This window comes from Shewanella mangrovisoli (assembly GCF_019457635.1).
GTDB lineage: Bacteria > Pseudomonadota > Gammaproteobacteria > Enterobacterales > Shewanellaceae > Shewanella > Shewanella mangrovisoli.
This window is the reverse complement of record NZ_CP080412.1, coordinates 690,901-713,497: the sequence shown is the minus strand read 5'-3', so window position 1 is coordinate 713,497 and position 22,597 is coordinate 690,901. Positions and strand designations below refer to the sequence as shown.

17 protein-coding genes are annotated in these 22,597 nt (G+C 49.4%); 6 read left to right on the top strand and 11 right to left on the bottom strand.

Going from position 1 to position 22,597, the window contains the following annotated elements; translation table 11 throughout:
• Positions 1-28: 28 nt before the first annotated feature.
• Together K0H60_RS03170 and K0H60_RS03165 are read right to left on the bottom strand one after the other, a co-directional pair.
• Positions 29-3,739 (bottom strand): response regulator, encoded by a 3,711-nt coding sequence (locus K0H60_RS03170; protein ID WP_088211797.1) that lies wholly within the window; start codon positions 3,737-3,739, stop codon positions 29-31.
• A 219-nt stretch (positions 3,740-3,958) separates the two neighbouring features.
• Positions 3,959-5,353: a PhoH family protein gene (locus K0H60_RS03165; RefSeq protein WP_220057254.1), complete on the bottom strand. Its 1,395-nt coding sequence runs from the start codon at positions 5,351-5,353 to the stop codon at positions 3,959-3,961.
• 402 nt (positions 5,354-5,755) lie between these two features.
• Here K0H60_RS03165 and rapA point away from each other — a divergent pair, with 402 nt between their 5' ends.
• Positions 5,756-8,662 (top strand): RNA polymerase-associated protein RapA, encoded by a 2,907-nt coding sequence (gene rapA, locus K0H60_RS03160; protein WP_220057253.1) that lies wholly within the window; start codon positions 5,756-5,758, stop codon positions 8,660-8,662.
• Positions 8,663-8,910: 248 nt separating this feature from the next.
• A complete protein-coding gene (locus K0H60_RS03155) occupies positions 8,911-9,891 on the top strand; it encodes a DUF3530 family protein (RefSeq protein WP_220058104.1) in 981 nt (326 codons plus the stop codon).
• Positions 9,892-9,956: 65 nt separating this feature from the next.
• On the opposite strand, the gene K0H60_RS03150 is transcribed toward K0H60_RS03155, so the two are convergent.
• Positions 9,957-10,763: a crotonase/enoyl-CoA hydratase family protein gene (locus tag K0H60_RS03150; protein WP_220057252.1), complete on the bottom strand. Its 807-nt coding sequence runs from the start codon at positions 10,761-10,763 to the stop codon at positions 9,957-9,959.
• Positions 10,764-11,321: 558 nt separating this feature from the next.
• On the opposite strand from K0H60_RS03150, the gene K0H60_RS03145 reads away from it, so the two are divergent.
• Positions 11,322-12,317 (top strand): response regulator, encoded by a 996-nt coding sequence (locus K0H60_RS03145; protein ID WP_011715767.1) that lies wholly within the window; start codon positions 11,322-11,324, stop codon positions 12,315-12,317.
• 18 nt (positions 12,318-12,335) lie between these two features.
• Entirely contained in the window at positions 12,336-13,307 is a 972-nt protein-coding gene (locus K0H60_RS03140; RefSeq protein WP_088211801.1) for a GGDEF domain-containing protein, read from the top strand.
• 67 nt (positions 13,308-13,374) lie between these two features.
• On the opposite strand, the gene rraB is transcribed toward K0H60_RS03140, so the two are convergent.
• From rraB to K0H60_RS03110, 6 genes are all read right to left on the bottom strand, one after another.
• On the bottom strand, positions 13,375-13,782 hold the full coding sequence (gene rraB / locus K0H60_RS03135) for a ribonuclease E inhibitor RraB (RefSeq protein WP_011621372.1): 408 nt from the start codon (positions 13,780-13,782) through the stop codon (positions 13,375-13,377).
• A 43-nt stretch (positions 13,783-13,825) separates the two neighbouring features.
• Positions 13,826-14,569: a 1-acylglycerol-3-phosphate O-acyltransferase gene (locus K0H60_RS03130; protein WP_041412535.1), complete on the bottom strand. Its 744-nt coding sequence runs from the start codon at positions 14,567-14,569 to the stop codon at positions 13,826-13,828.
• Positions 14,570-14,752: 183 nt separating this feature from the next.
• Entirely contained in the window at positions 14,753-15,532 is a 780-nt protein-coding gene (locus K0H60_RS03125) for a metal ABC transporter permease (protein ID WP_220057251.1), read from the bottom strand.
• A gap of 4 nt (positions 15,533-15,536) precedes the next feature.
• Positions 15,537-16,445, bottom strand: coding sequence for a metal ABC transporter solute-binding protein, Zn/Mn family (locus K0H60_RS03120; protein WP_220057250.1), 909 nt, complete (start codon positions 16,443-16,445; stop codon positions 15,537-15,539).
• On the bottom strand, positions 16,429-17,610 hold the full coding sequence (locus K0H60_RS03115; protein WP_088211806.1) for a porin family protein: 1,182 nt from the start codon (positions 17,608-17,610) through the stop codon (positions 16,429-16,431). Before K0H60_RS03115 ends, K0H60_RS03120 begins: the two co-directional genes overlap by 17 nt.
• 81 nt (positions 17,611-17,691) lie before the next feature.
• A complete protein-coding gene (locus tag K0H60_RS03110) occupies positions 17,692-17,982 on the bottom strand; it encodes an ABC-type zinc uptake system zinc chaperone (RefSeq protein ID WP_220057249.1) in 291 nt (96 codons plus the stop codon).
• A 255-nt stretch (positions 17,983-18,237) separates the two neighbouring features.
• Between K0H60_RS03110 and K0H60_RS20510 the strand changes: the two genes are divergently transcribed.
• Entirely contained in the window at positions 18,238-18,363 is a 126-nt protein-coding gene (locus K0H60_RS20510; RefSeq protein ID WP_011627280.1) for a hypothetical protein, read from the top strand.
• Positions 18,364-18,443: 80 nt separating this feature from the next.
• Here K0H60_RS20510 and K0H60_RS03105 read toward each other — a convergent pair whose 3' ends face one another.
• The gene (locus tag K0H60_RS03105; RefSeq protein WP_220057248.1) at positions 18,444-18,773 is read right to left on the bottom strand and encodes a hypothetical protein; all 330 of its coding nucleotides are present in this window, start codon (positions 18,771-18,773) and stop codon (positions 18,444-18,446) included.
• Positions 18,774-18,994: 221 nt separating this feature from the next.
• Here K0H60_RS03105 and K0H60_RS03100 point away from each other — a divergent pair, with 221 nt between their 5' ends.
• Entirely contained in the window at positions 18,995-20,647 is a 1,653-nt protein-coding gene (locus tag K0H60_RS03100) for a mechanosensitive ion channel family protein (protein ID WP_220057247.1), read from the top strand.
• 79 nt (positions 20,648-20,726) lie between these two features.
• On the opposite strand, the gene K0H60_RS03095 is transcribed toward K0H60_RS03100, so the two are convergent.
• Positions 20,727-22,439, bottom strand: coding sequence for a formate--tetrahydrofolate ligase (locus tag K0H60_RS03095; protein ID WP_220057246.1), 1,713 nt, complete (start codon positions 22,437-22,439; stop codon positions 20,727-20,729).
• Positions 22,440-22,597 lie beyond the last annotated feature (158 nt).

The window sequence follows — 22,597 nt, the reverse complement described above, 5'->3', positions numbered from 1 at the left end:
GGGGCCATCATTGGCCCCGGGCAAACAATTAATGATGATTATTCTTGTGTTTTATCCAATGCGATAAGGTTTCAAACAGCTCAGTTAACACTATCGGCTTAGTAATATGGGCATTCATCCCCGCCGCGAGACTCTTTTCCCGATCGCCCGACATCGCATGGGCCGTCATGGCGATAATAGGTAGTACATCGGCGCTAAAGCGTTCACGCAGTGCCCGCGCCGCGGTTAAACCATCCATCACTGGCATTTGAATATCCATTAATACCGCATCGAAGGGGCGCGAGTCGATAATATCGAGGGCAATTTGACCATTCCCAGCAACAACGACTTCGTATCCCGCGCTCTTTAGCAGCTCAGTCGCCACCTGTTGGTTGATAAAGTTATCTTCCACCAAGAGCACAAGCCCTGTGTGTTCGCCCTCTTCGACAGGCACTTCGGCAATCGGCTGCACCACATTGAGCCTTGGTTCATCAGCAAAGGCGGCGATGATCTCATCGAACAGACTCGATGCCTTAAAGGGTTTTTGCAGCACGGCAAACACATTGGCACTGTCGACTTCGTGTTGTAAAGGCTCAGCCGCATAGGCGGTCATCATGATGATAATGGGTCGTTTCGCGATACGGCCTTCGGCCACCATGGTATCGATGGCGGTGATCACATCGCCACCATCCATCTCTGGCATCATCCAGTCGAGCAACAATAAATCGATAGGATCCCGCGACAACTTGTATAGCGCCTCGGCGCCGCTGGCGGCCGTATCCACCTCGAAGTGGAAATCGCGCATCAATGCCGAATAAATTTGCAGCGCCGTCGGGTTATCATCTACCACAAGTGTACGTAAATTATTGAGTTTTTCAGGTACCACTAAGGGCTCAACCTTGGCCTCTTCGGCAATTTCGAAGCTGATGGTAAAGCTGAAGGTACTGCCAACGCCTAACTCACTCTGCACCTGCATCTTGCCGCCCATCATGGAGACCAGATGCTTACTGATCGATAAACCTAATCCCGTGCCACCGTACTTACGGGTCGTCGAACCATCGGCTTGGGCAAAGGCATCGAACAGTTTTTCCTGCTGATCTTTACTGATCCCAATACCCGTATCCCGCACCCAGAATTTTAAGGTAATCCGATGGTCGCGCTCGCCCACATCTTCGCAGCCCAATTCAATCTCACCGGATTGGGTAAACTTCACTGCATTCGATAACAGGTTGATCAGCACTTGGCCTAGACGCAGCGGGTCGCCCTTAAGAATGAGGCCTGCCGTCACTGGCGCATACAGTAATAACTCGACGCCTTGCTCCTGCGCCTTAAGCGCGTTGAGATCGAGGGCATGGTCGAGCACTTTATCCAATGGGAACGGCACCCGCTCCAGCTCTAACTTACCTGCCTCAATCTTAGAGAAGTCGAGAATATCGTTAATAATCCGCAGTAACGACTGCGCCGAGAATCCGGCTTTTTCGAGGTAATCCTTCTGCTGCGCCGTCAGCGAGGTGCGCTGCGCTAACTGCAACATGCCGATAATGGCGTTCATTGGCGTGCGGATTTCATGGCTCATATTCGCCAAGAATTCACTCTTATACAGGTTCGCCAGTTCCGCGTCCTGCTTCGCCTCCAGCAGTGCTACTTCGTTGCTCTTATGGCGCGTGATGTCTTTATGGGTACCGACCATACGCTTAGGCTGACCATCGGCAGTAAACTCCACCACCCGGCCGCGGGAAAGCACCCAGTGATAACTGCCGTTTTTGCCTAAAATCCTAAACTCGATCTCATAGGCATCGACGGGATTTTGCAGATACTGATTACGGTATTCTTCGACCCGAATTCTATCGTCGGGGTGCGTCAGTTGGTCGATAGCCGACACTAACGCAGGGAATTCATTGGGTTTATAACCCAGCATCGAATAGTAGGATGGGTTGCAAATGATATGCTCCGAATCCAGATACCAGTCCCACAGACCGTCTTCTACCGCGTCCATCGCTAAATGGTAACGCTCTTCCGACAGACGTAACTGCTCGGCGGACTCGTACTCACGCGTCACATCGCGCCATACGGCAATCAAGCCTTGCAGCTCGCCACGGCGGTTATAGAAAGGTAGTTTCAAGGTGTCGAGCAATACAGGTTTGCCCGCTAACTCAACCTTCTCTTGATAACGCAGCGGGGTGCGATCTTTTAAGATCTGCTCATCCTCGGCGCGAATACGAATGCCCATCTCCGGTGAAGTTAAATCCTCCGACGACAGACCGATCATCTCGCTTTCGGTGTAGCCCAGCATCCGCTCGGCGGCCTTGTTACAACCGAGGTAATTCCCCTCTTTATCTTTAAAGACAATGGCTTCAGGGATGGAGTCGAGTAAGGAGCGCAACAACGCATACTCACGCTCGCGGCGTTCGGTCGCATCTTTTAACCGCTCGGTACGGCGCGCAACCAGCTTGTCGAGTCGCTTATTCTGCTCAGCCAAATGATGGGTGTATTGCTTGTTTTCCTCAAAAATGCGGCTCACCAGCAGGAACCAAGGCTCCCACCCAGGAGTGATTTTTTCCGGCGGTTTACGCGGCTCTTGGGAGCAGCCCTCTAAGTGCGACAATAGGCGCGATGCAGGGCTCACGAAGGAGCGACGCGTTTGCCAGTGCACTATGGTCACCAGCACCGACAGGGCGATGACTACGAGGATAAAGGTCAGCTGCAGTTTTTCGACCGAATCTTGGAACAGGTCGTCTTCATTTTGCAGATACAACAAGCGCCACGGCGCGTTATGCAGCGCAACCGAGTGAATATAGTAACCGTTACGAATAATGCCTTCGTGGGCATCGAATAATTCGGACTCAGGAAGCGAATGCAGCTCAGACGGAATACGCTGACTGATGTGATATACCCGATTGATATCAGAGCCATCGAAGTCACTGTGGGACAAAATATTGTTCTGCTGATCGAGCAGGATCACAGTCCCTGGCATCTTGAAGTACACCCGAATTTGCCGCGCCAATGAGGCCAAGGTCATATCGAGGTTAATTGAACCCATAAACTCATCATCGAGATAAACGGGCACACCTAAGGTGGTCAGCAAGCCTTTGCCCGTCGAATCGACGTAGGCCTCACTCCAAAACACACTGCGCTGCGGGTTCATCGCCGGGGTGGCGTATTGGAATTGTTTCTTATTGAGCAGCTCGTCCCTAAAACGCTGGTCGCCGTTGGTCCACGGGAAGTAGGACATCATCCGTTGGCGCGATAAATAATAAATCGCCGAGGCTTTAGGTGCGGCTTCTTTCGCCACAGGGAAAGACAGTGACAATTCAAACAGCATTTCCAGCTCTTGGTAGAACTTATCGCTGCGACCATCGAGGGAACCCGCGCCCGTGATCCGCCCCATGTTGGTAAAGGGCTTACCGCCCTTGGCGTAGTTAGGCTCTAAGGTAAAATACTGACCACTCTCGTTAAATTTGCCGTATTGAGGTAAACGCTCTTTACGCACCAGCTCACCTAAGCGCAGGTGATCCACGGCCACATCCCGCAGGCTCTTCACCGCGCGGATGCTCGACTCCAGCAATAAGTCGATTTGCAATACGTGACGCTCGACCTGCTCTTCACGCTGATCCATCTGCTGAGTTTTTTGGCGATCGAAAAACATCCACGCCGTCAGCAACGACAGGACAATCACGCCGATATAAGTATAAAAAACAGCACGGTTATAATTCTTTTGGATCGGCGATTTTAGCTGGAGATCCGGCTCACTCGATTTCATCCACTACCCTTGATTGCAGCGCTTGATTTTAGCCATCGGTGGCAAAAGTGACTGAGTTCATTTATGGCTTAATATATTAGCAGGAAGAAACCCCGAGTCGCATCAAATAATTGCCGTACGAAGGCTGTCAAAGTCTATGATTAGTTGATTGAAAAACATAGAAATGCGTAAAAACAAAGGTCCCATGAGTGAGACCTTTTGTAACAATAAAGTAAATAGTTAGAGATGTTCTTCGGCGTATTCGGCCAAGCGTGAACGCACCACCCCATTCAAGTACAGGTTAGCGCTACCTTCAAAGTCTTTAAAACGTTCCACGATGTAGGTTAAACCCGAGGTCACCGCGGTGAGATAGTTCGAATCGATCTGCGCTAAGTTACCGCAACAAATCAATTTTGTGCCTTCGCCCATCCGAGTGATCATGGTTTTGATCTGCGATGCCGTCAGGTTTTGGCATTCATCCAAGAGCACGATGGAGTTTTGGATCGAGCGGCCGCGCATAAAGTTGATCGACTTAAATTGGATATTCGCCTTCTCCATGATGTAGTTCAAACTGCCTGTGGGATTCACATCATTCTTATGCAGCACTTCTAAGGTATCGGTAATCGCCGCCAGCCATGGCAACATCTTCTCTTCTTCGGTGCCGGGTAAAAAACCTATCGATTCAGCGATTTCCGGCGTATTACGAGTCACAATCACCTTATCGTAGCGATTGCGCTCTACCACCAGCTCAAGTGCCGCCGCCATTGCCAGTAAGGTTTTACCGCAACCCGCTGGCCCGGTTAAGATCACCAGATCGATATCGGGATCGAGCAGCGCCTGCAACGCCATGCCTTGGTAAACATTCTTAGGTTTTACCCCCCAAGCCTCGAGGTTTTTTAAGCGCTCGCGGCCCAGATCTAAAATATGCAGATGGGTATCGCTACGCTCGGTGACGCGGCCACAAAAATCAGATTCGGTATCAATCAGATACTGGTTAATGTAGAAGGGTTCGTTGTCTAAATCCTTCAATGGGACTTCGTGAATCGTATGTCGACCGTGGCGCTCGGTGGATACCTTGTTTAAATGTTCCCAGAAATTCCCTTCGAATTGATAAAAGCCCTTGCTGAGGAAACGAATATCATCGATCAGCTGGTCGGTTCGATAATCCTCAACCAATTGAATGCCCGCGCCCTTGGCCTTAAGACGCATATTGATATCTTTAGTGACTAACACCACGGTACGTGGATGGTGGAGGTTTTGCAGGTGCAGAGCTGTGTTGATAATGCGGTTATCGTTGCCATCCCCCGGCAAGGCGCCTAGGGTAAAATCGACAAGATGGTCAGGGAAAATAGACAGCGCCCCTATCGCATCGGCATGCCCTTCTCGACTCGGCAAAGGGACACCATTAATGATTTGTTCCGGTGTTGTATCACCGCCTAGGGTATCTTCCAACGCCCGTATGGCGACCCTAGCATCCCGACTCACATCACTCTTTCGATCTTTAATCTGGTCTAGCTCTTCTAGCACTGTCATCGGAATGACCACATCGTGCTCTTTAAACGAATAGATCGCCAAAGGTTCATGTAGTAACACATTGGTATCCAGTACAAACAACTTTCTGTCGTCTTGTTCCATGGCGCCTCCAGAGTGCTCGATTGTTTTTATGCTACATCTCTTTCCCGGTGAGTGGATATGGCTCCTATGTCAGTTGGCGAGGTAAAGAATGATCTTAAAGTTCAAGCCTCTACTTAATAAAGACGGCTAGCGGCTTAAACTAATATTGGCACCATTCTCTCTGAATGCCAACCGAACGAACCCGTGTTTAAGTCGGTGACTCGAGGGCAGTGTAGGTCCCTCGATATGACAGTAGCATGACAAATCATCGAACGACTATAGAGAATTTTCTTCACTGTTCAATTTGTAATCTAGTGTGTGGGGAATTAGGCTCTAACGGGTGAGAGGGCGATTCAAATATCCCTAGTATTGATATAACATACGCGCCCTTTGTTAGAGTCCGCCCAGAGATGAGAATTTAAGATGCCGTTTGCCTTAGGACAACGTTGGATAAGTGATACCGAGTCAGAGCTTGGTTTAGGAACAGTCGTACAAGTTGAAGGCCGTATGGTCACAGTGTTATTCCCTGCGACTGGTGAGAACCGCATGTTCTCGCGCAACGAAGCCCCCCTGACCCGTGTCATATACAACCCTGGCGATACGGTTGAAAGCCATGAAGGCTGGAGCCTCTCGGTTGAAGAACTCACCGAAAAAGACGGCCTCGTCGTCTACCACGGTATCCACAGCGAAACGGGCGAAAAAGCCAGCCTGCGTGAGACTCTGTTAAACCACAATATTCGCTTTAACAAACCGCAGGATCGCCTGTTTGCCGGTCAGATTGACCGCCTCGACCGTTTCGGCATTCGTTACCAATGCCAATTACTGCGTCATCAATTGGCGACCTCAGATTTACTCGGCTTACAAGGTCCACGCGTCGGTCTTATCCCCCACCAGATGTGGATTGCCCATGAAGTGGGTCGCCGTTATGCACCACGTGTATTGCTGGCCGACGAAGTAGGTTTAGGTAAAACCATCGAAGCGGGTCTGATTATCCATCAACAACTGCTCACTGGCCGCGCCGAACGGGTGTTGATTATTGTGCCGGATACCCTGCGCCATCAGTGGTTAGTGGAAATGCTGCGCCGCTTTAACCTGCGCTTCTCGGTATTTGATGAAGACCGTTGTGTCGAGGCCTTTGCCGACCATGACGATCCTTTCTACACCGAGCAGTTAGTGATTTGTTCACTCGAATTACTACGTAAAAAGAAACGTCTCGACCAAGCACTCGATGCCGATTGGGATCTGCTGGTCGTCGACGAGGCCCACCACTTAGAGTGGACCGAAGAAGCTCCGAGCCGTGCCTACCAAGTGGTTGAAGCATTGAGCGAAGTGGTGCCAGGGGTATTATTGCTGACCGCAACGCCAGATCAACTCGGCCATGAGAGCCACTTTGCGCGCCTGCGTTTGCTCGACCCTGATCGTTTCTACGACTACGATGCCTTCCTCGCCGAAGAAAACAGCTACAAAGATGTCGCCGTTGCTGCCGAAGCCTTAGCGGGCGACGGAAAATTATCCGATGCCGCCATCAACAGCCTGACAGAATTACTGAGCGAGAAAGATATCGCCCCAAGCATTCGTTTAATTCAAGCCGAAGATATCGACAGCGAGCTGCAACAAGCGGCCCGCAGCGAGTTGCTGCAAGAATTGCTCGATCGCCACGGCACTGGCCGCGTGCTTTATCGCAATAGCCGCGCCTCGGTTAAAGGCTTCCCGAAACGTATTTTCAACGCCTATCCCCATGCAATGCCAGAGCAGTATCTCACCGCTGCCCGTGTGAATGAGATGATGGGTGGCCGTAAGACCTTAGAAGCAAAAGCAGCACAAGCCCTAAGCCCTGAAAAACTCTACCAAGAATTTGAAGATAACAGCGCCAGTTGGTGGAAATTCGATCCTCGCGTGGATTGGTTAATCGAGTTCTTAAAATCGCACCGCAGCAAGAAAGTGCTGATCATCGCCAGTGGCGCCGATACCGCCCTGAGCTTAGAAGAAGCCCTGCGTACCCGTGAAGGTATTCAAGCCACAGTCTTCCACGAAGGCATGTCGATCATCGAGCGCGACAAGGCAGGTGCCTACTTCGCCCAAGAAGAAGGCGGCGCCCAAGCGCTGATCTGTTCTGAAATCGGCTCCGAAGGTCGTAACTTCCAGTTCGCCAGCCACTTAGTGCTGTTCGATCTGCCATTGAACCCAGATTTATTAGAGCAACGTATCGGCCGTTTAGACCGTATCGGGCAGAAGAACGATATCCAAATTCACCTGCCTTATCTGCAAGATACGGCGCAGGAGCGTCTGCTCAACTGGTATCACCAAGGTCTGAATGCCTTCGAGCTGACCTGTCCAAGTGGCCATGTGCTGTACAGTGAATTTGCCGAAGATCTGTTGAATGTTCTCGTCGGCGGTGATGAAGATGAGCTGACCAATCTGCTCAACCACACCCAAAGCCGTTACAAAGAACTGAAACACGCTATGGAGCAAGGCCGCGATAAGCTGCTGGAAATCAACTCCCACGGTGGCGATAAGGCCAAGGCGATTGTCGAGCGTTTAGCCCAAAGCGATCAGGACACTAAGTTGATTGGTTCGGTGATCCGCTTGTGGGACATTATCGGTGTTGATCAAGAAGATAAAGGTGAAAACTCTATCATCCTGCGTCCAAGCGAACACATGATGTTCCCAACCTATCCAGGCCTGCATGAGGATGGCGTGACGGTCACCTTCGATCGTGATACCGCGCTATCCCGTGACGATATCGCCCTGATCACCCAAGAGCACCCATTAGTGCAAACAGGCTTAGATCTGATCACTGGCTCTGACACAGGCACGACGAGCGTCGCGATTTTGAAAAACAAAGCCTTACCCGCAGGCACCCTGTTCTTAGAACTGATTTATATGGCGGATGCTTCGGCTCCTAAATCCAGCCAGCTATATCGTTATCTGCCACCAACACCTATCCGCGTATTGCTGGATAAAAACGGTAACGATTTGTCAGCTAAGGTGGATTACACTAGCTTTGACAAACAGTTAAGCGCGGTTAACCGCCATATTGGCAGCAAGTTAGTCACAGCTTCACAACCGATTCTGCATCCATTATTTGCTAAGGGTGAAGAATATGCCCAAGCCGCGGTGAACGAGTTAGTAGCCCAGGCGCGTGAGAAAATGACCAGCCAACTGACGGGCGAATTAGACCGTTTAGAATCCTTGAAAGCGGTTAACCCGAATATCCGTGAGGAAGAATTAGAGTACCTACGTAATCAAATGCAGGAGCTGAGCACTTACCTCGACGCGAGTCAGCTACAGCTCGATGCGATTCGTATGGTATTGGTGAGCCATGTCTAATCCGTAATGACGGTAAGCCTGAGCCGCCTCAGGCTCACTTAAGCGAATATGTAAACGCCCAGCCAATTGCTGGGCGTTTTTATTTTCTCTTTTCGACTTTACAATAAGTATAGCTGTGGACTGCGTCTAGGGCGCTGCTATGCGCGGTCGCCGTCACGACCTCAAGCAAAAATTGCTTCTGCTACGCCGCTTCAGGTTATACTCTAGCTAATTGAATTTATGAGACTACACAGGTGGTTATCAATTCTATGGTGCGTATTATCCCCTCGATATTGAGCCTAGCCTTAGCTCTCGCCAGTGCGAGCTTACTCGCCGCAGATCCCAGCACTCAAGCACCAGACCCCAATACTCAGGCGTCAGAAGCAAGTACTCAGGCGCCAGAGACAACTCCCCAGAACGCCGAGACGAGCCTGCCTAGCACAGCGCCCAAGGGGCAAGCTGCGGCGAAAAGAACGAGCAACTATTTACCCGCCAATGAAATTAAGCAGATCACCATAGATGATCAGCCGCTCGAACTCTTAGTCCGTTCATGGGAAGGCCGCAAAAAACTCGGCGCCGCGATTATTTTACCCGCCACCAATGGCACCGCCGATGCGCCCGGATTAATGGCCTTTGTCAGACGTAATATCAATGCGGCTGGCTGGGCCAGTTTAAGCCTTACCCCGCCAACAGAGCCGCCCGCACCCAACTTTGCCACTCCGGCAACCGAAGTGACCTCCGCAGGTTCGGCGCAGTTAAGCAGCCCTTCGAATAAACCGAGCCAAAAAGTGAAACCCGAGCAGAGCAATAAGCATCTGCTTGAGCAGGAAGACTTTTTAGTCAAAAGCATGTCACAGCTCGACAGCGTAGGCACCGACTTTCCCGGTAAACGAGTGTTGATCACCGCAGATCAAAGTGCGGGATTATTGATAAGCCTATTAAGCCAAAAGAAAATTGCCGATCCAGATGTATTAATCGTCATCAATCCCTACAGCGAAGATGAGGCGCGTAACCAAGCCATCGCCGAGAAACTAGCTAAGCTCACTATGCCGATACTCGATATTCAATCACCCGATGGTCACCCCGCATCGTTAGAAACGGCAGAGCAACGCAAAAGCCTCGCCGTGACGTTAGAAGCGCCGAATTATCGGCAAACGACATTGGCATTAAATCTGGATAACGAGAGTGCATGGCAGAATTGTTTAAGCGCCATTAGGGGATTCGCCGCCCGTATGAGCGGCGCCAATTGAGGTGCAAGCCTTTCTAAAGCTTAAGTAATCCGTTGTTATGGTGTTATCTCGATAGAATGATGCTACTACCAACTCGATTGGCGATCTTGATAAGCTTTGTTGGGATCCTTTAGCTGACGAGTCGCCGCAATCGCGCGATTTTTTCCGAGTAACAGTCTCACTTGGCTCCACGACTCACGGCATAGGAGTGCACGAATCGACGCCGTCCAACTGCGGTTGATGCTCAACTTGATCGCCGCTGCGGCATCGGGGGAGGTATTGAGAAGCTCCTGAGCCAATTGCTGCGCGCTTAACATGGGATTATCACTTAGCTGAGTCACTAGCCCTAAGCGACTAGCCTCTTCGCCCGACAACACTTTGGCCGTAAGACTGAGTAACATCGCCTGATCCTTGGGCATGATTTGCCTCAGCGCCACTAAGCCCGCCATATCCGGCACTAGCCCCCATTTTGCTTCCATAATAGATAACTTGCTGTCAGGGCTCGCAATTCTAACATCCGCACCTAAGGCGATTTGCATGCCACCGCCATAGCAGCAGCCTTCCAACACTGCGATTACCGGCACGGGTAAACGCTGCCAGCCAAGGGAGACTCTCTGCGCTAAGTTGGCATTGCCTGGCAACCATTTAAACAGCAATTTAAATGCCTGCATCGGTGCCGACATCACACTCTTTACGTCCAGCCCCGAGCTAAAATGGCCTCCGGCTCCAGATAAAATCACCAGTCGAATACGCGAATTTGATTTAATACGTTTAATCGCTTTATCCAACTCGCTAAACATTAAATAATTAATTGCATTATATTTTTCTGGTCGATTGAGCTGGACATAAGCAATGCCATTCTCAATCGTTACTTGCACACAAGGCTCACTCATGAAATATTCCGTTACTGGTCAGGCCAGAACAAATGTTAACACGTTTGGAATAATTCACCAATGGATGTAACATAAGGCTAATTTTTGACATGAGTCAAAATATTGTCAGCTGCCATTAAGTATTAGTGAGTGATTATGTTAGGCTCAGGCTGAAGCCTAATAACTTCAGAAGTGTGAACCCTTTATGTTCAATCATGGATGCAATTTGCACCTACTTATGAGTATTCATCTCTGAACATCAATCGCATTGAAGCGGCTCTTATCTACAGATGTGTCAAACCGACTGTAGCCATCATTTGGGTGAATTAAGCGTATAAATACTCGCAAAAACATACATTCTGTTTGCGATAAATAAACGAAATTCGATTGGATTATCCAAGGTCTTTTACCCTTAACGCTTAGGGTTAATTGGGTAAACAGATGGAATTAGTAAATAAAATCTATAGGTTACATATAGATGATATAAATCAAACTTGCCCGAAGAGCTTAATTCGTCATTCAAAGATTAAGAATTAGTGTTATCTTCAATAAATGGGCAAATAAGGATCTGTAGTCAGCATGACAATCTCTGTACTCATCTGTGACGATTCCGCCATGGCGCGCAAACAAATGGCTCGTACTCTCCCAAAAGAATGGGATGTCGAGATCACCTACGCCACCAATGGTGCCGAAGGCTTAGATGCGATTCGCGCAGGTAAAGGCGAAGTCGTCTTCCTCGATCTCAATATGCCAGTCATGGATGGTTACGAAGTGCTGCAGACCGTGCAGCAAAACGATCTCCCCGCGCTGATTATTGTGGTCTCGGGAGATATCCAGATCAAAGCCCATGAAAGGGTTAAAGCCTTAGGCGCGTTGGATTTTATTCAAAAGCCCGTCAGTGCCGACGCCATCAGTAATATCCTGCAGGAATACGGCATCCTCACCTTAACGCAGAAAGATCAGGCGGAAGACACGCCGATGATCAAAGTCGATATGCGTGACGCCTGCCAAGAGATCGCTAACGTCGCCATGGGGCGCGCCGCCGATCTGCTCGCCAAGCTCCTCGATGTTTTTGTCCTCTTGCCTATCCCAAATGTGAACGTGCTCGAAGTCAGCGAGCTGACGATGGCACTCAAAGCGACGGAAGAAAGCTCAACAGTATCAGCCCTCTGCCAAGGATTTATTGGTGCGGGCGTGGCGGGAGAAGCCCTGCTGTTATTCCACGATTCGAGCTTTCAAGACATGGCAAAACTCATGGGGCTGGCCAATCCCGAGGACATCAGCACAGAGATCGAAGTGTTGATCGACACAGGCAACGTATTGATTGGCGCCTTCCTGAACGGGATCTCAGAGCAGCTCGATATGAAGTTCAGCCAAGCTCACCCTGTGGTATTGGGCCGCCACTGTACGGTGAACGATCTAATCCATGATAACTCGGAAAAATGGCACAGAACCTTAGCAATGGAGATTAACTATCGTATTGAAAACCATAATGTTCAATGCGATTTGTTACTGCTATTTACCGAAGACTCTATTCCGACGCTCAGTTATAAGCTCGGTTATTTACTCGATTAATCAGTTGGATTTTACCTTATGTCAAACGATCAAAGCGCAATGAACGAACTCCATTGGCTTATCGATATGGTGCAAACCATCGAAGTGGGTCTAGTGGTATTAGATCGCGATTATAATATCCAACTGTGGAACGGCTTTATGGAAAACCATAGCGGCGTATCCCCCAATTCGATTAAAGGGCAAAACCTGTTCACCCGTTTTCCTGAGCTGCCAGCGACTTGGTTAAAGCAAAAGATGGAATCGGTTTTTATGCTGAAAAATCGAGCCTTTATCAGCTGGGAACAAAGACCCTACGTGTTTCAGTTTAAAAACTACCGCCCGATTACCGGACGGGCCGATTTTATGTACCAGAACGTGACGCTGTTACCTCTGGCCTCATTAACCGGAAAAATCACCCATATCAGCGTAATTATTTATGATGTCACCGACATCGCCGTCAACAAGTTACAGCTCAAGGCCGCCAACGAACAGTTAGAACGCCTCAGTCAAACCGATGGCCTGACACAACTGCATAATCGTCGCCATTGGCAACAATGCTTAGAGCATGAATTTGACCTCTATGCCCGTTATTCCGGGATGGCGAGTCTGGTCATGATAGACATAGACCATTTCAAAAATATCAACGATACCTATGGCCATGTCGCAGGGGATAAGGTTATTCAGCATATTGCCCATATCTTAAGCCATTCACTGCGGGAGACAGATTGTGTCGGCCGTTATGGTGGCGAGGAGTTTGCGGTGGTCATGCCCAATACCTGTGGCGCCGATGCCCTCAACTTTACCGAGCGTTTGCGGGAAAGAATTGCCGACTCCACTATTGTGTATGAAGGGCTGAAAATAAAAGTCACAGTGAGCCTTGGCGTGTGCGAAATCGGCAAACATATTACTAGCAGTTCTGGCTGGATTTCCTGTTCAGACAAAGCCTTATATGAGGCGAAACAGAAAGGCCGTAATTGCAGCATCCTACATACGGCGCAAACCTCTGCCTAATCCTCTGCCTAGTAAAGCAAAAAGCCCATCATAGATGGGCTTTTTATTATTCGTTTAATTCCGGCAATTAGTGCGGAAAACCATCGTCTTCTTCGTCATCACCTTCTTCATCGTCGATTTCATCGCCAACGAAGTAAGTGCCCCAACCGTCGTAATCCACTTTTTGCTTAGCCGCGAGTTGCAGTAACTGCTCTGTCGCTTTATCCAGTAATGGCACTTCCAACTTGTGGTAAGCAATAGCATCAAAACAGAAAATCACTGAGCCATCTTCCAGCTCCATTTCTTCGGCGTCGTTGACTTCAAAACCGAGTTTGAATGCATCAACGGCAGCTTTTTCTAAGCGGTCGAAGTTGCTAGATGAGAAATGGTGCTCAATGGTGTATTCCGCATCTGGCTCTGAGCCATCGTCAAGCAGGGCTTGCACTATGTCACGATTCTCGGCAAGTTGGGCTTTTAATTGACTTTCAATAGACATGGATTTGTCTCCGTTAAGGTAAAACTGGCTCAAATTGGCGCTATTATACGTCATCGCCTTCGAGAGTTTTACCCATTAATGTTGCCGCTTCACGATTTATCTCGTTAAATTTTGCCGACATAGTCTCATACACTTGGGCAGAAAAAGCCTTCACATCGGCTTTGTCTAACCCTTCGGTCGGGATAGGCGCCATCATCTCAATGATCACTACCCCATTATCCCAACGGTTTAAATTAATATGGCTCTGGCAAGAGGCGAGCACTGGCACTATCGGCACCCCTGCGGCAATCGCCGTATGGAACGCGCCCGCTTTAAAGGGGAGCAGGCCGCGGCCACGTGAGCGGGTACCCTCGGGGAAAATCCACACTGATAAACGGTTCTGTTTAATCTTTTCTGCGGTTTTAGCCATGGTATCGAAGGCGCTGTTTCGATTTTTTCTATCGATCAGAATATTGCCCGATAACCAGTAGATCTGCCCAAATAGCGGGATCCACACTAAGCTCTTTTTGCCTAAGCTGACGGTGCTTTTCGGCACGGCTTTAGTATGAGTGAACAAGTCGAAGTTATTTTGATGGTTTCCTAAAAAGATATAGGGGCCATCCTGAATCTCTTTATGCCGACGCACTATGACTTTAAGCCCTAGAATAGGTGCGACGGATGAGAAGATCTTGGCGAACATATGTACATTGTCACGGTGACGGGGTCGCAACAAGCAGACCAAACCACCAAAAATAAACGCGAGTAACAATGACACAGCCAACAACACAGATCTGACGAGTAACAGCACGACATACTCCAAGGATGAAAGTGGCGACAGTATAGCCACCCAGCCCTAGGGACTCAATATAATGTTTACATCTGTAAGCTGAGTTGCTAACAATCCAAACAAAAGCCCATCGGCACTCGCGCAATCATGCACGACGATGGGCTTTTAAATCAATATCTAAGCTTAAACGGCTAAGCTAAAAACCTAGTTTGCGACCTGGCGCACTGCCGCGGTTTTACTTAGGCCTAAACGGAAGACCAAGGCACTAAGGGCCAAAGTCGCGACAATCGCCGCGCCGCTCGGTAAGTCCAACGTTGCCGAGAGCACCAGCCCCAGCAAGTAACCCATAAGGCCGACCAGATAAGCGTAAAATAGGCTGTTCTTACCTTGGTATTTGTTGAGCGCCAGTGCTGGCAAAATGAGTGTGCTAAACACTAAATAGACCCCAACCAGCTCAACCGATAAAGTGATCACCAGCGCAAACAGCGGATAGAATCCCGCACCGTTTAAGATCTGTGGCCGCAAGAATATCACCGCTAACACAGCCGCATACACCACTGTCGGTAACACTAATTGCGACCAACTCACCCAAAGGATCTGGCCCGACATCAATTGCTTTAACAGCTCTGCCCCGTGGGGATCGTTCGCCAGCAATAGCATGGCCGCCACCGCCGACAACACGTAAAAGCAACCTATCATCGCCTCTAGCTCGCCCGCCATTCGCTTGGATAACCAAGCGATAAATCCCGCCCCCACGAGGGCGAATAAGGCTGGCATCCACACATTAGAAAATGGCATATCCTCTAACCTGTGGTCCATATGTGCCACTATCGCCCCCAGCGCGGCGACTTGCGCAATGGCTAAATCGATAAAGATGATCCCACGCTTAAGCACTTGTTTGCCAAGTACAATATGCGTTGAAAGCACTAAGATCCCCGCCGCCAATGCTGGCAGCAGGATCGACATCAGTTCCAGATCCAACATAGGCTTATTTCACCCCGTTTAAGAGGGAAATGGCATTGTCGTAGAGGCTAAAGAGATCTTGGCTGGCATCGTTACCCCCTACCGACATTGGCAACATCAGCACAGGCAGATTGGCCTTTTCGCCCAACCAGTTAGCACCACGTTCATCCTGATAGGAAGCCACAACTACCGCCAGAATATCCTTCTGCTCGGCGCGGCTGAGCAGACTCGCCAAGTGGCCGCTGGTCGGTGCCAAACCGGGTTTAGGCTCAAGATCAGCGACTTGTTCTATGCCTAACCAGTTAAACAGGTATCTAAAACTGGTGTGATAAGCGATGACTTTTTTGCCTTTTAACGCTTTGGCTTGCTCTTCCCAGCGAGGAATAGCCGCCTGCCAACGAGTACTAAAGTCCGCTAAGGCCTTTTGATAATTCGCCGCCTCACTTGGATCAAGCTGACTCATCTTGGCACTCAGTGCATTGGCGACAGTGAGCAAACGATTGGGATCGAAGTGAATATGCGGATTCCCCTTGGCATGCACATCCCCCATGCTGCGGTCCACACTCGCTAATTTATCTAAGGTATCGATTTGATCTGCGGCGAAAAACAGCCCCTGATCGGTAGAGCGAACCTTAGCGTTAGCCGACTTCATTTGCAGCATTGGCAACCAACCGATTTCTAAATCGGCGCCCGCACAGACCACCAGATCCGCTTGGCGCATTTTGGCGATCAAACTCGGACGCGCCTGCACTTGATGCGGATCCTGCAGGGCCGTGGTTGCCGAATAAATGTTGGCATTTGGAGCCAGCTCTTTTGCCAGTGCGGCATACTCGGGTTCACAGGCAAACACATTCAGCTCAGCATGGGCAAAGCCTGAACAAGCGATATACAGGGCCGCTGCGGCCGCTTTAACAAAATTAGAATTGATGCGCACCGTGAGCCCCCAGAGACATAATGTATTGAATAGTGAAAACATTGTCGTCTTCGATTCCATCGAAGTTAGTTCCCTTCTGATTGGTGTACTGGAAACGTACCGTCGAGAAATGGCTCGAATGCCATGCCAGACTCACCTCAGATTCCTTTAACTTCTGTCCATGGAAATGATCGCCATGGAGCTCTTGGGTATCCACCTCGCCGTAACGCACACCCGCAGACCAGCTAGGCGTGAATTGATACACGCTGCTCAGATACCAACCTTGATGATAGTCCTTGCTCGGCGCATCCTCAGGATGCAGGTCGCTCGGCACAAAGTCCGTCACGCGGTAATACTCACCGCTCAGGGTCAGGTTTTGGTATTTATAGTTGCCATTTGGCGCCCACTTATACACAAAATCAGCACCATAGGTGTTTTTACCTGTGTAAGATGCCGCATGGCTGTGGTCATGGCCTTCTTCGGCCGCTTCGTCTTCGTGCTCGTCACCCTCTTCATGGGCTGTGACTTGACCATTTTCGTTACGCAGGTAGCTCAATCCCGCCTGCCATGAGCTGTTGTCACCAATGTCGCCACCGATTTTTGAGTATAAGGTGTACACGCCTACGTTTTTAAACTCACGCTCACCGTGTTCATCGGCCGCGCGCATGCTCTCGCCTTTAAAGGCTTCGGCACCTATGGTCCAATACAGATCCGTTGGTGCTACAAAGTTTAAGCGCACACCATCGTCAAAGTAATGGCCGCCGAAAAATGCGCGGTAAGCAATCGGACGATCGGTGAATGAATCGGTATGTAAATGCTGGTTATTTAAATAACCTATATCCGAGAGGAAACGTCCGCCACGGATTGAGAAACCCGCTGGCATCGCCATGGTTTGGATAAAAGCTTCTTCGAGATTGAGCTCAGTTTCACCGTCGTGCATCTCAACAACAGCGGTCACTTTGCCGTAGAACATGTCGTCGATATTGGCACTCATCGCCAGCTCAGTTTCACCTAAACCAAAGCCTTCGGCGGTTTCAGCCAATGGGCGCTCGGCCGTTTGGTAGTAGCCATTGAGTACTGCGCTAATCGCAGGGTTGGTAAGGCTCGAATCTTCCGCTAACAGTGCCGGCGAAACGAAAGCGCACGCCAAGGCCACCAAAGAAATTCGGTTGTTCAAAACAGTCATGATATCTCCAAAATACAACTAGCACTCGATGACTGCGTAAAGTCACCAAGAAATACAATAAGTTAAAATGTAAAAGTTGATTTAACGGAGAACTGGCGGCGCGCGGCTTAGGTAAACACTGACGTGTTTAGAGAAGGTTATGGGTAAGACAAACTCACAAACATCAAATCGCTGTATCGCTAAATCGAGCTTAAGCGGCTGGGTGAGCAGAATTTTATTCAACTGATGTTGATGGAAGCACAGGGTACAGTGCGTCTTTGCCCCATCATCAAGGTGGGTCACACTATGGGCTGAGGCGGCAAAAGACAGCAATACCAATACGGCGGCTAGCCATACCGAAATTGTGCGTCTTATGTGACTGTGCAGTCTCACTCAGTCGTCCCCATAGTAAAAAAGTGGCACAAGTTTAAGTCAGGCCACTAGCAAGTTGCAATAAGGTAATAGGCGCCCAATGCGTTACAAGATATTTACCAATGCAACTTTAGGATGAAAAACACACAACAAAAAAACGGCTCAAGTTGGCAAAAAGAGTTATTTAAGATTAGCTTAAGTCAGTAAAACTATGATGTGCTCGGTGTGATACCCGCTCAATCTAGAATCCATTCAATCCAGCATAAGGCAACCAAAATGCTAGCATTTTTTCGTGAAAACTTAGGATTAATCTTAGGGATAGTGATTTTCGGCGCAGTGATTTTGGGTGGTATTTATTACGTAGAACACTCATTAGAGAGTCAAGAACAGGTTGTTCAATAGCCAAGCTCTAGTCTAAACCAAGTTGAGCCTGTGCGATAAAACCTGCGCGGCTCGACTCGGTTAATCCAATCCCCTCGCCTCTAGCGATACTTTTGCCGTTGTTCGCTATCGTCTTCCTTCTCTGGTGCCTCAATGGTTTGCAATTGATCCATAAAATGGCTCACCAGCAACAGCATCACACAGAAGATCATCACAGGGATCAAAAAATGCCGGGTCGAAGCATCGAAGTAGCTGTATAGGCCTGTAGCTAAACTCGCATAAAAGCCAAATAACTTTAACTTCAACAGCTTAGGATTGTGCCCCAGCCACGCTGAACAATGGGGGCATTGCACTTGAGCGTGAAAACCTTTGCCACGCTGTTGGGTAATTTGAGCAATTTTAATTGACTGATGGCAATGGGAGCACAGCATTTACGGTACATTCCTAACTATGGGGCGCTAAGTTTACCAGATCCTCATCCCATTCAGTCGAACTAATTAGCCCTCAAGTTTCAAAACCTCGCTCGAGAGCTTAAAGCTGCCAAGCAGCGCACAATTTTTGTACTCGATCAGCATTTTATGCTGTTGCGATTTTACAGTGTTTCGCGCACCTCCTATTATGTACCTACCTATTTTTATTGAAGATAACGCCTATGTGCCGCTCACTCATATTAATACTTGCCCTAAGCTTTCCCCTGCTATTGAGTACCGAGGTTTTCGCGACGGATGCAGAACCGGTCGCCGCCACGCAAACTGCGCCAATCCCGAATGAAGCTCAAGTTGAGCTCACAACATTACAAGCAGCCATTAAAGAAGATATTGCGCGCTTAGCTCAGTCCCAAGGTGAATTGCGTACTATTGTTGAATATCGCATTCAAAATAAGACCTTACAGTTACGCAATAAGATTAAGTTACTGCTCGAAGATGGTAACTACGACAAAGCCTTTATGTTGGCATTGGTGCAAGAGCAGCTTAAATTTAATGAAAAAATCAACGACTACTTCAATGATAATGTGACCAAGTTGTCCCACAAGCTCGGCACGGCGGATGATGAGTCGATTCTACTCGAGATCTCAAAGCGCGAGCTCGATAAGGACAATAACTACAAGCAACGACTCGAGACCTTAAACTGGCTCAGCCAAATGGGCGAAGATGTTGCAGCGCAAAAAACCGAGCTGACCCAAATCCTCTTAGGCCGCGCCGATAACTTCGATAGCTTTGTTACCTTCACTCAGCAACAGTTACAAAATGCAGTCAACGCTGCCACCAATGCGGGTAAAGACGTGACCGCAGCGCAAACCAGTCGCGTTATGCAGCTGAAGGACAGATTAGCGCTCAACAGCCAGAGCCTTAGCATAGATATCGACTTACTCGATGCGCTAGAGCAAAACACCGCCTCACTGAAAAAGACCCTGTTCAGTATCTCAGGTGATATCACCCAAGATGTGTTAAGCATCGATGTGGCCTCAAGCTTAGTCGAACAATGGCTACATACCGCTAAAGAGCAGGCCATTAACCATGGCCCCACCTTAGTCTTTAAGTTATTTATCTTCTGTCTGATCCTGTTTGTCGCAAGCCTTGCGGGCAAACTGGCGAAAAAGATTGTCCGTAATACCGTCAGTAACTCTAAGTTAAATTTCAGTAAGTTACTGCAAGACTTCTTTACTTCACTCTCGGGCAAAGCGGTCTTTACTATCGGCGTGCTGATTGCCCTGTCCCAGCTTGGCATAGAGTTAGGCCCGTTATTGGCAGGCTTTGGTATCGCCGGTGTGATCATCGGTTTCGCCCTGCAGGATTCACTCTCGAACTTTGCCTCGGGCATGATGATTTTGATCTATCGCCCCTACGATGTGGGCGATCTGATTAACGCCGCAGGTGTTACGGGGCGCGTAAGCCATATGAGCCTAGTCTCCACCACAATTAAAACGCTAGATAATCAAAGGCTTATCATTCCAAACAATAAGATTTGGGGCGATACCATTAACAATATTACAGCCGAGCACCAACGCCGCGTCGACATGACCTTCGGCATTGGCTATGGCGACAATATTGAGCAGGCCGAAGCCGTGCTCAAGTCGATTGTTGAGGCGCATCCTAAGGTGCAAAAAATCCCTGCACCAACCATTAGGCTGCATGTGTTAGGGGAATCCTCGGTCGACTTTATCGTCCGTCCTTGGGCCAAACCCGAAGATTATTGGGATGTGTATTGGGATATTACCCGCGAAGTGAAAATGCGCTTCGATGCCGAGGGCATTAGCATTCCTTTCCCGCAGCGCGATGTGCATATTTACCAAACCAATAAATAACGCATAGCCTACGCGAAAACGAAACAAAAGGCGCAATCCTAGATTGCGCCTTTTTCATTATATTCAAAACGTTAACCAATTAACCTAAACCGGTAATCTCGCCATCGGCGGCGATATCAATCTTTAAATAGCCAGGAACTAACCCAAGCCCAGGCATAGTCATCACATTCCCCACCAGCGCGGTAATAAATCCCGCCCCCGCATTTAACACTAACTCGCGCACAGGCACGGTAAAACCTTGCGGCACGCCTTTAAGTTGAGGGTCGTGGCTAATGGATAAGGGGGTTTTCGCCATACAAACGGGTAAATGGGCGTAACCGAGGGTGTTAAGTTCCTGTAATTGCAGTTTAGCCGTCTCAGATAAACTCACCCCGGCAGCGCCATAGCCGACTTCGGTCAGGGTCGATAATTTTGCTTCAAGCGCCATTTCATCGGGATATAGCAGGGTAAATTCGCTTGGCTGCTCACAGGCGCGCATGACGGTTTGCGCCAAGGCCAACGCCCCCGACTCACCTTGGCTGAACGCCTCGCTAAGCTCGCAGCCAAAGGCAGCTGTGCCCGCAACGGCCTCAATCAACCAGTTAAGCTCTGCCTGTGTATCGGTTGCAAAGCGATTGATGGCCACCACAACGGGAATGCCGTAACGCGCCACATTATTGATATGCCAGTTTAAATTGGCAAATCCCGCCTCGAGACGGGCCTGGTCGGGCGCATTGATATCTGTATCCGAAATTAAGCCGCTATTGGCCTTCAGTGCTTTTAAGGTGGTGACTAACACCGCGGCACTCGGGGTTAACCCCGACTGACGCGCCTTGATATTACAAAACTTCTCAAACCCCATATCGGAGCCGAAACCGCCTTCCGTCACTACAAAATCGGCCAGTTTTAGAGCGATATCGTCGGCAATCACCGACGAGTTACCATGGGCGATATTGGCAAATGGCCCCGCATGGATAAGACAAGGCGCACCGTTTAAGGTCTGCATTAAGGTTGGTTTTACCGCATCCGCCATGATCGCCGTCATCGCGCCAGCAACTCCAAGGTCTTCCGCGCTAATAGCCGCACCTTGGCGATTTACAGCCAGCACTAGCTTGCTAATACGCGCGCGCATATCCGCCAGATTACGGCTGAGCGCCAAAATCGCCATTAACTCGGAGGCGGCGGTAATATCAAAGCCAGAGGTATAAGCGGGGCCATTATTTTCACCTAGCCCGACTTCAATCTCACGTAAACAGCGATCGTTATGATCGACCACCCTGTGCCAACGGATGCCGTTAGGCGCTATATCTAGGTAATTCTGCCCAGACTGCAACTCAAATTCGGTCTTGCCTAAACGTGTTTCATGGTACTGCCGAGAGGCTATCGCCGCCGCGCCGAGATTATGGGCACTGCTGACAGCATGAATATCACCCGTTAGATGCAGATTCAACTCCTGCATGGGCACCACTTGGGCGTAACCGCCACCAGCGGCGCCGCCTTTCACTCCAAATACTGGACCCATACTGGGCTGGCGAATACAGGCGCACACCTTGTTACCTAGCGCTTTTAGGGATTGGGTTAAACCAATGGTGGTGACGGTTTTGCCTTCGCCGTGGGGCGTTGGTGTCACCGCGGTGACAATGATCAGTTTACCCTGTTGCTGCTCGGCTAAACGCTGCTGCACACGCAAATCGACCTTGGCTTTGGTCGTGCCAAATAGCTGCATCTCATCGGGTAATAACCCAAATTCGGCGCCAAGCGCGGCGATATCTTTTAGGTGCGCGCGGCGCGAAATATCCATATCGGTTAGCATGGGGTCATCTCTCCCTTGGGTATTTTGGCATCCACGCTAGGCGTGCAAGCAGTGAATACAAAATAGGTACGCAAAATCGGTAAGTATCAGCGACGGCTGATTGAATATGGCGGATATTAGGTGATTAGCTTTAAGATATATAGCCATCGAAAGGGTTA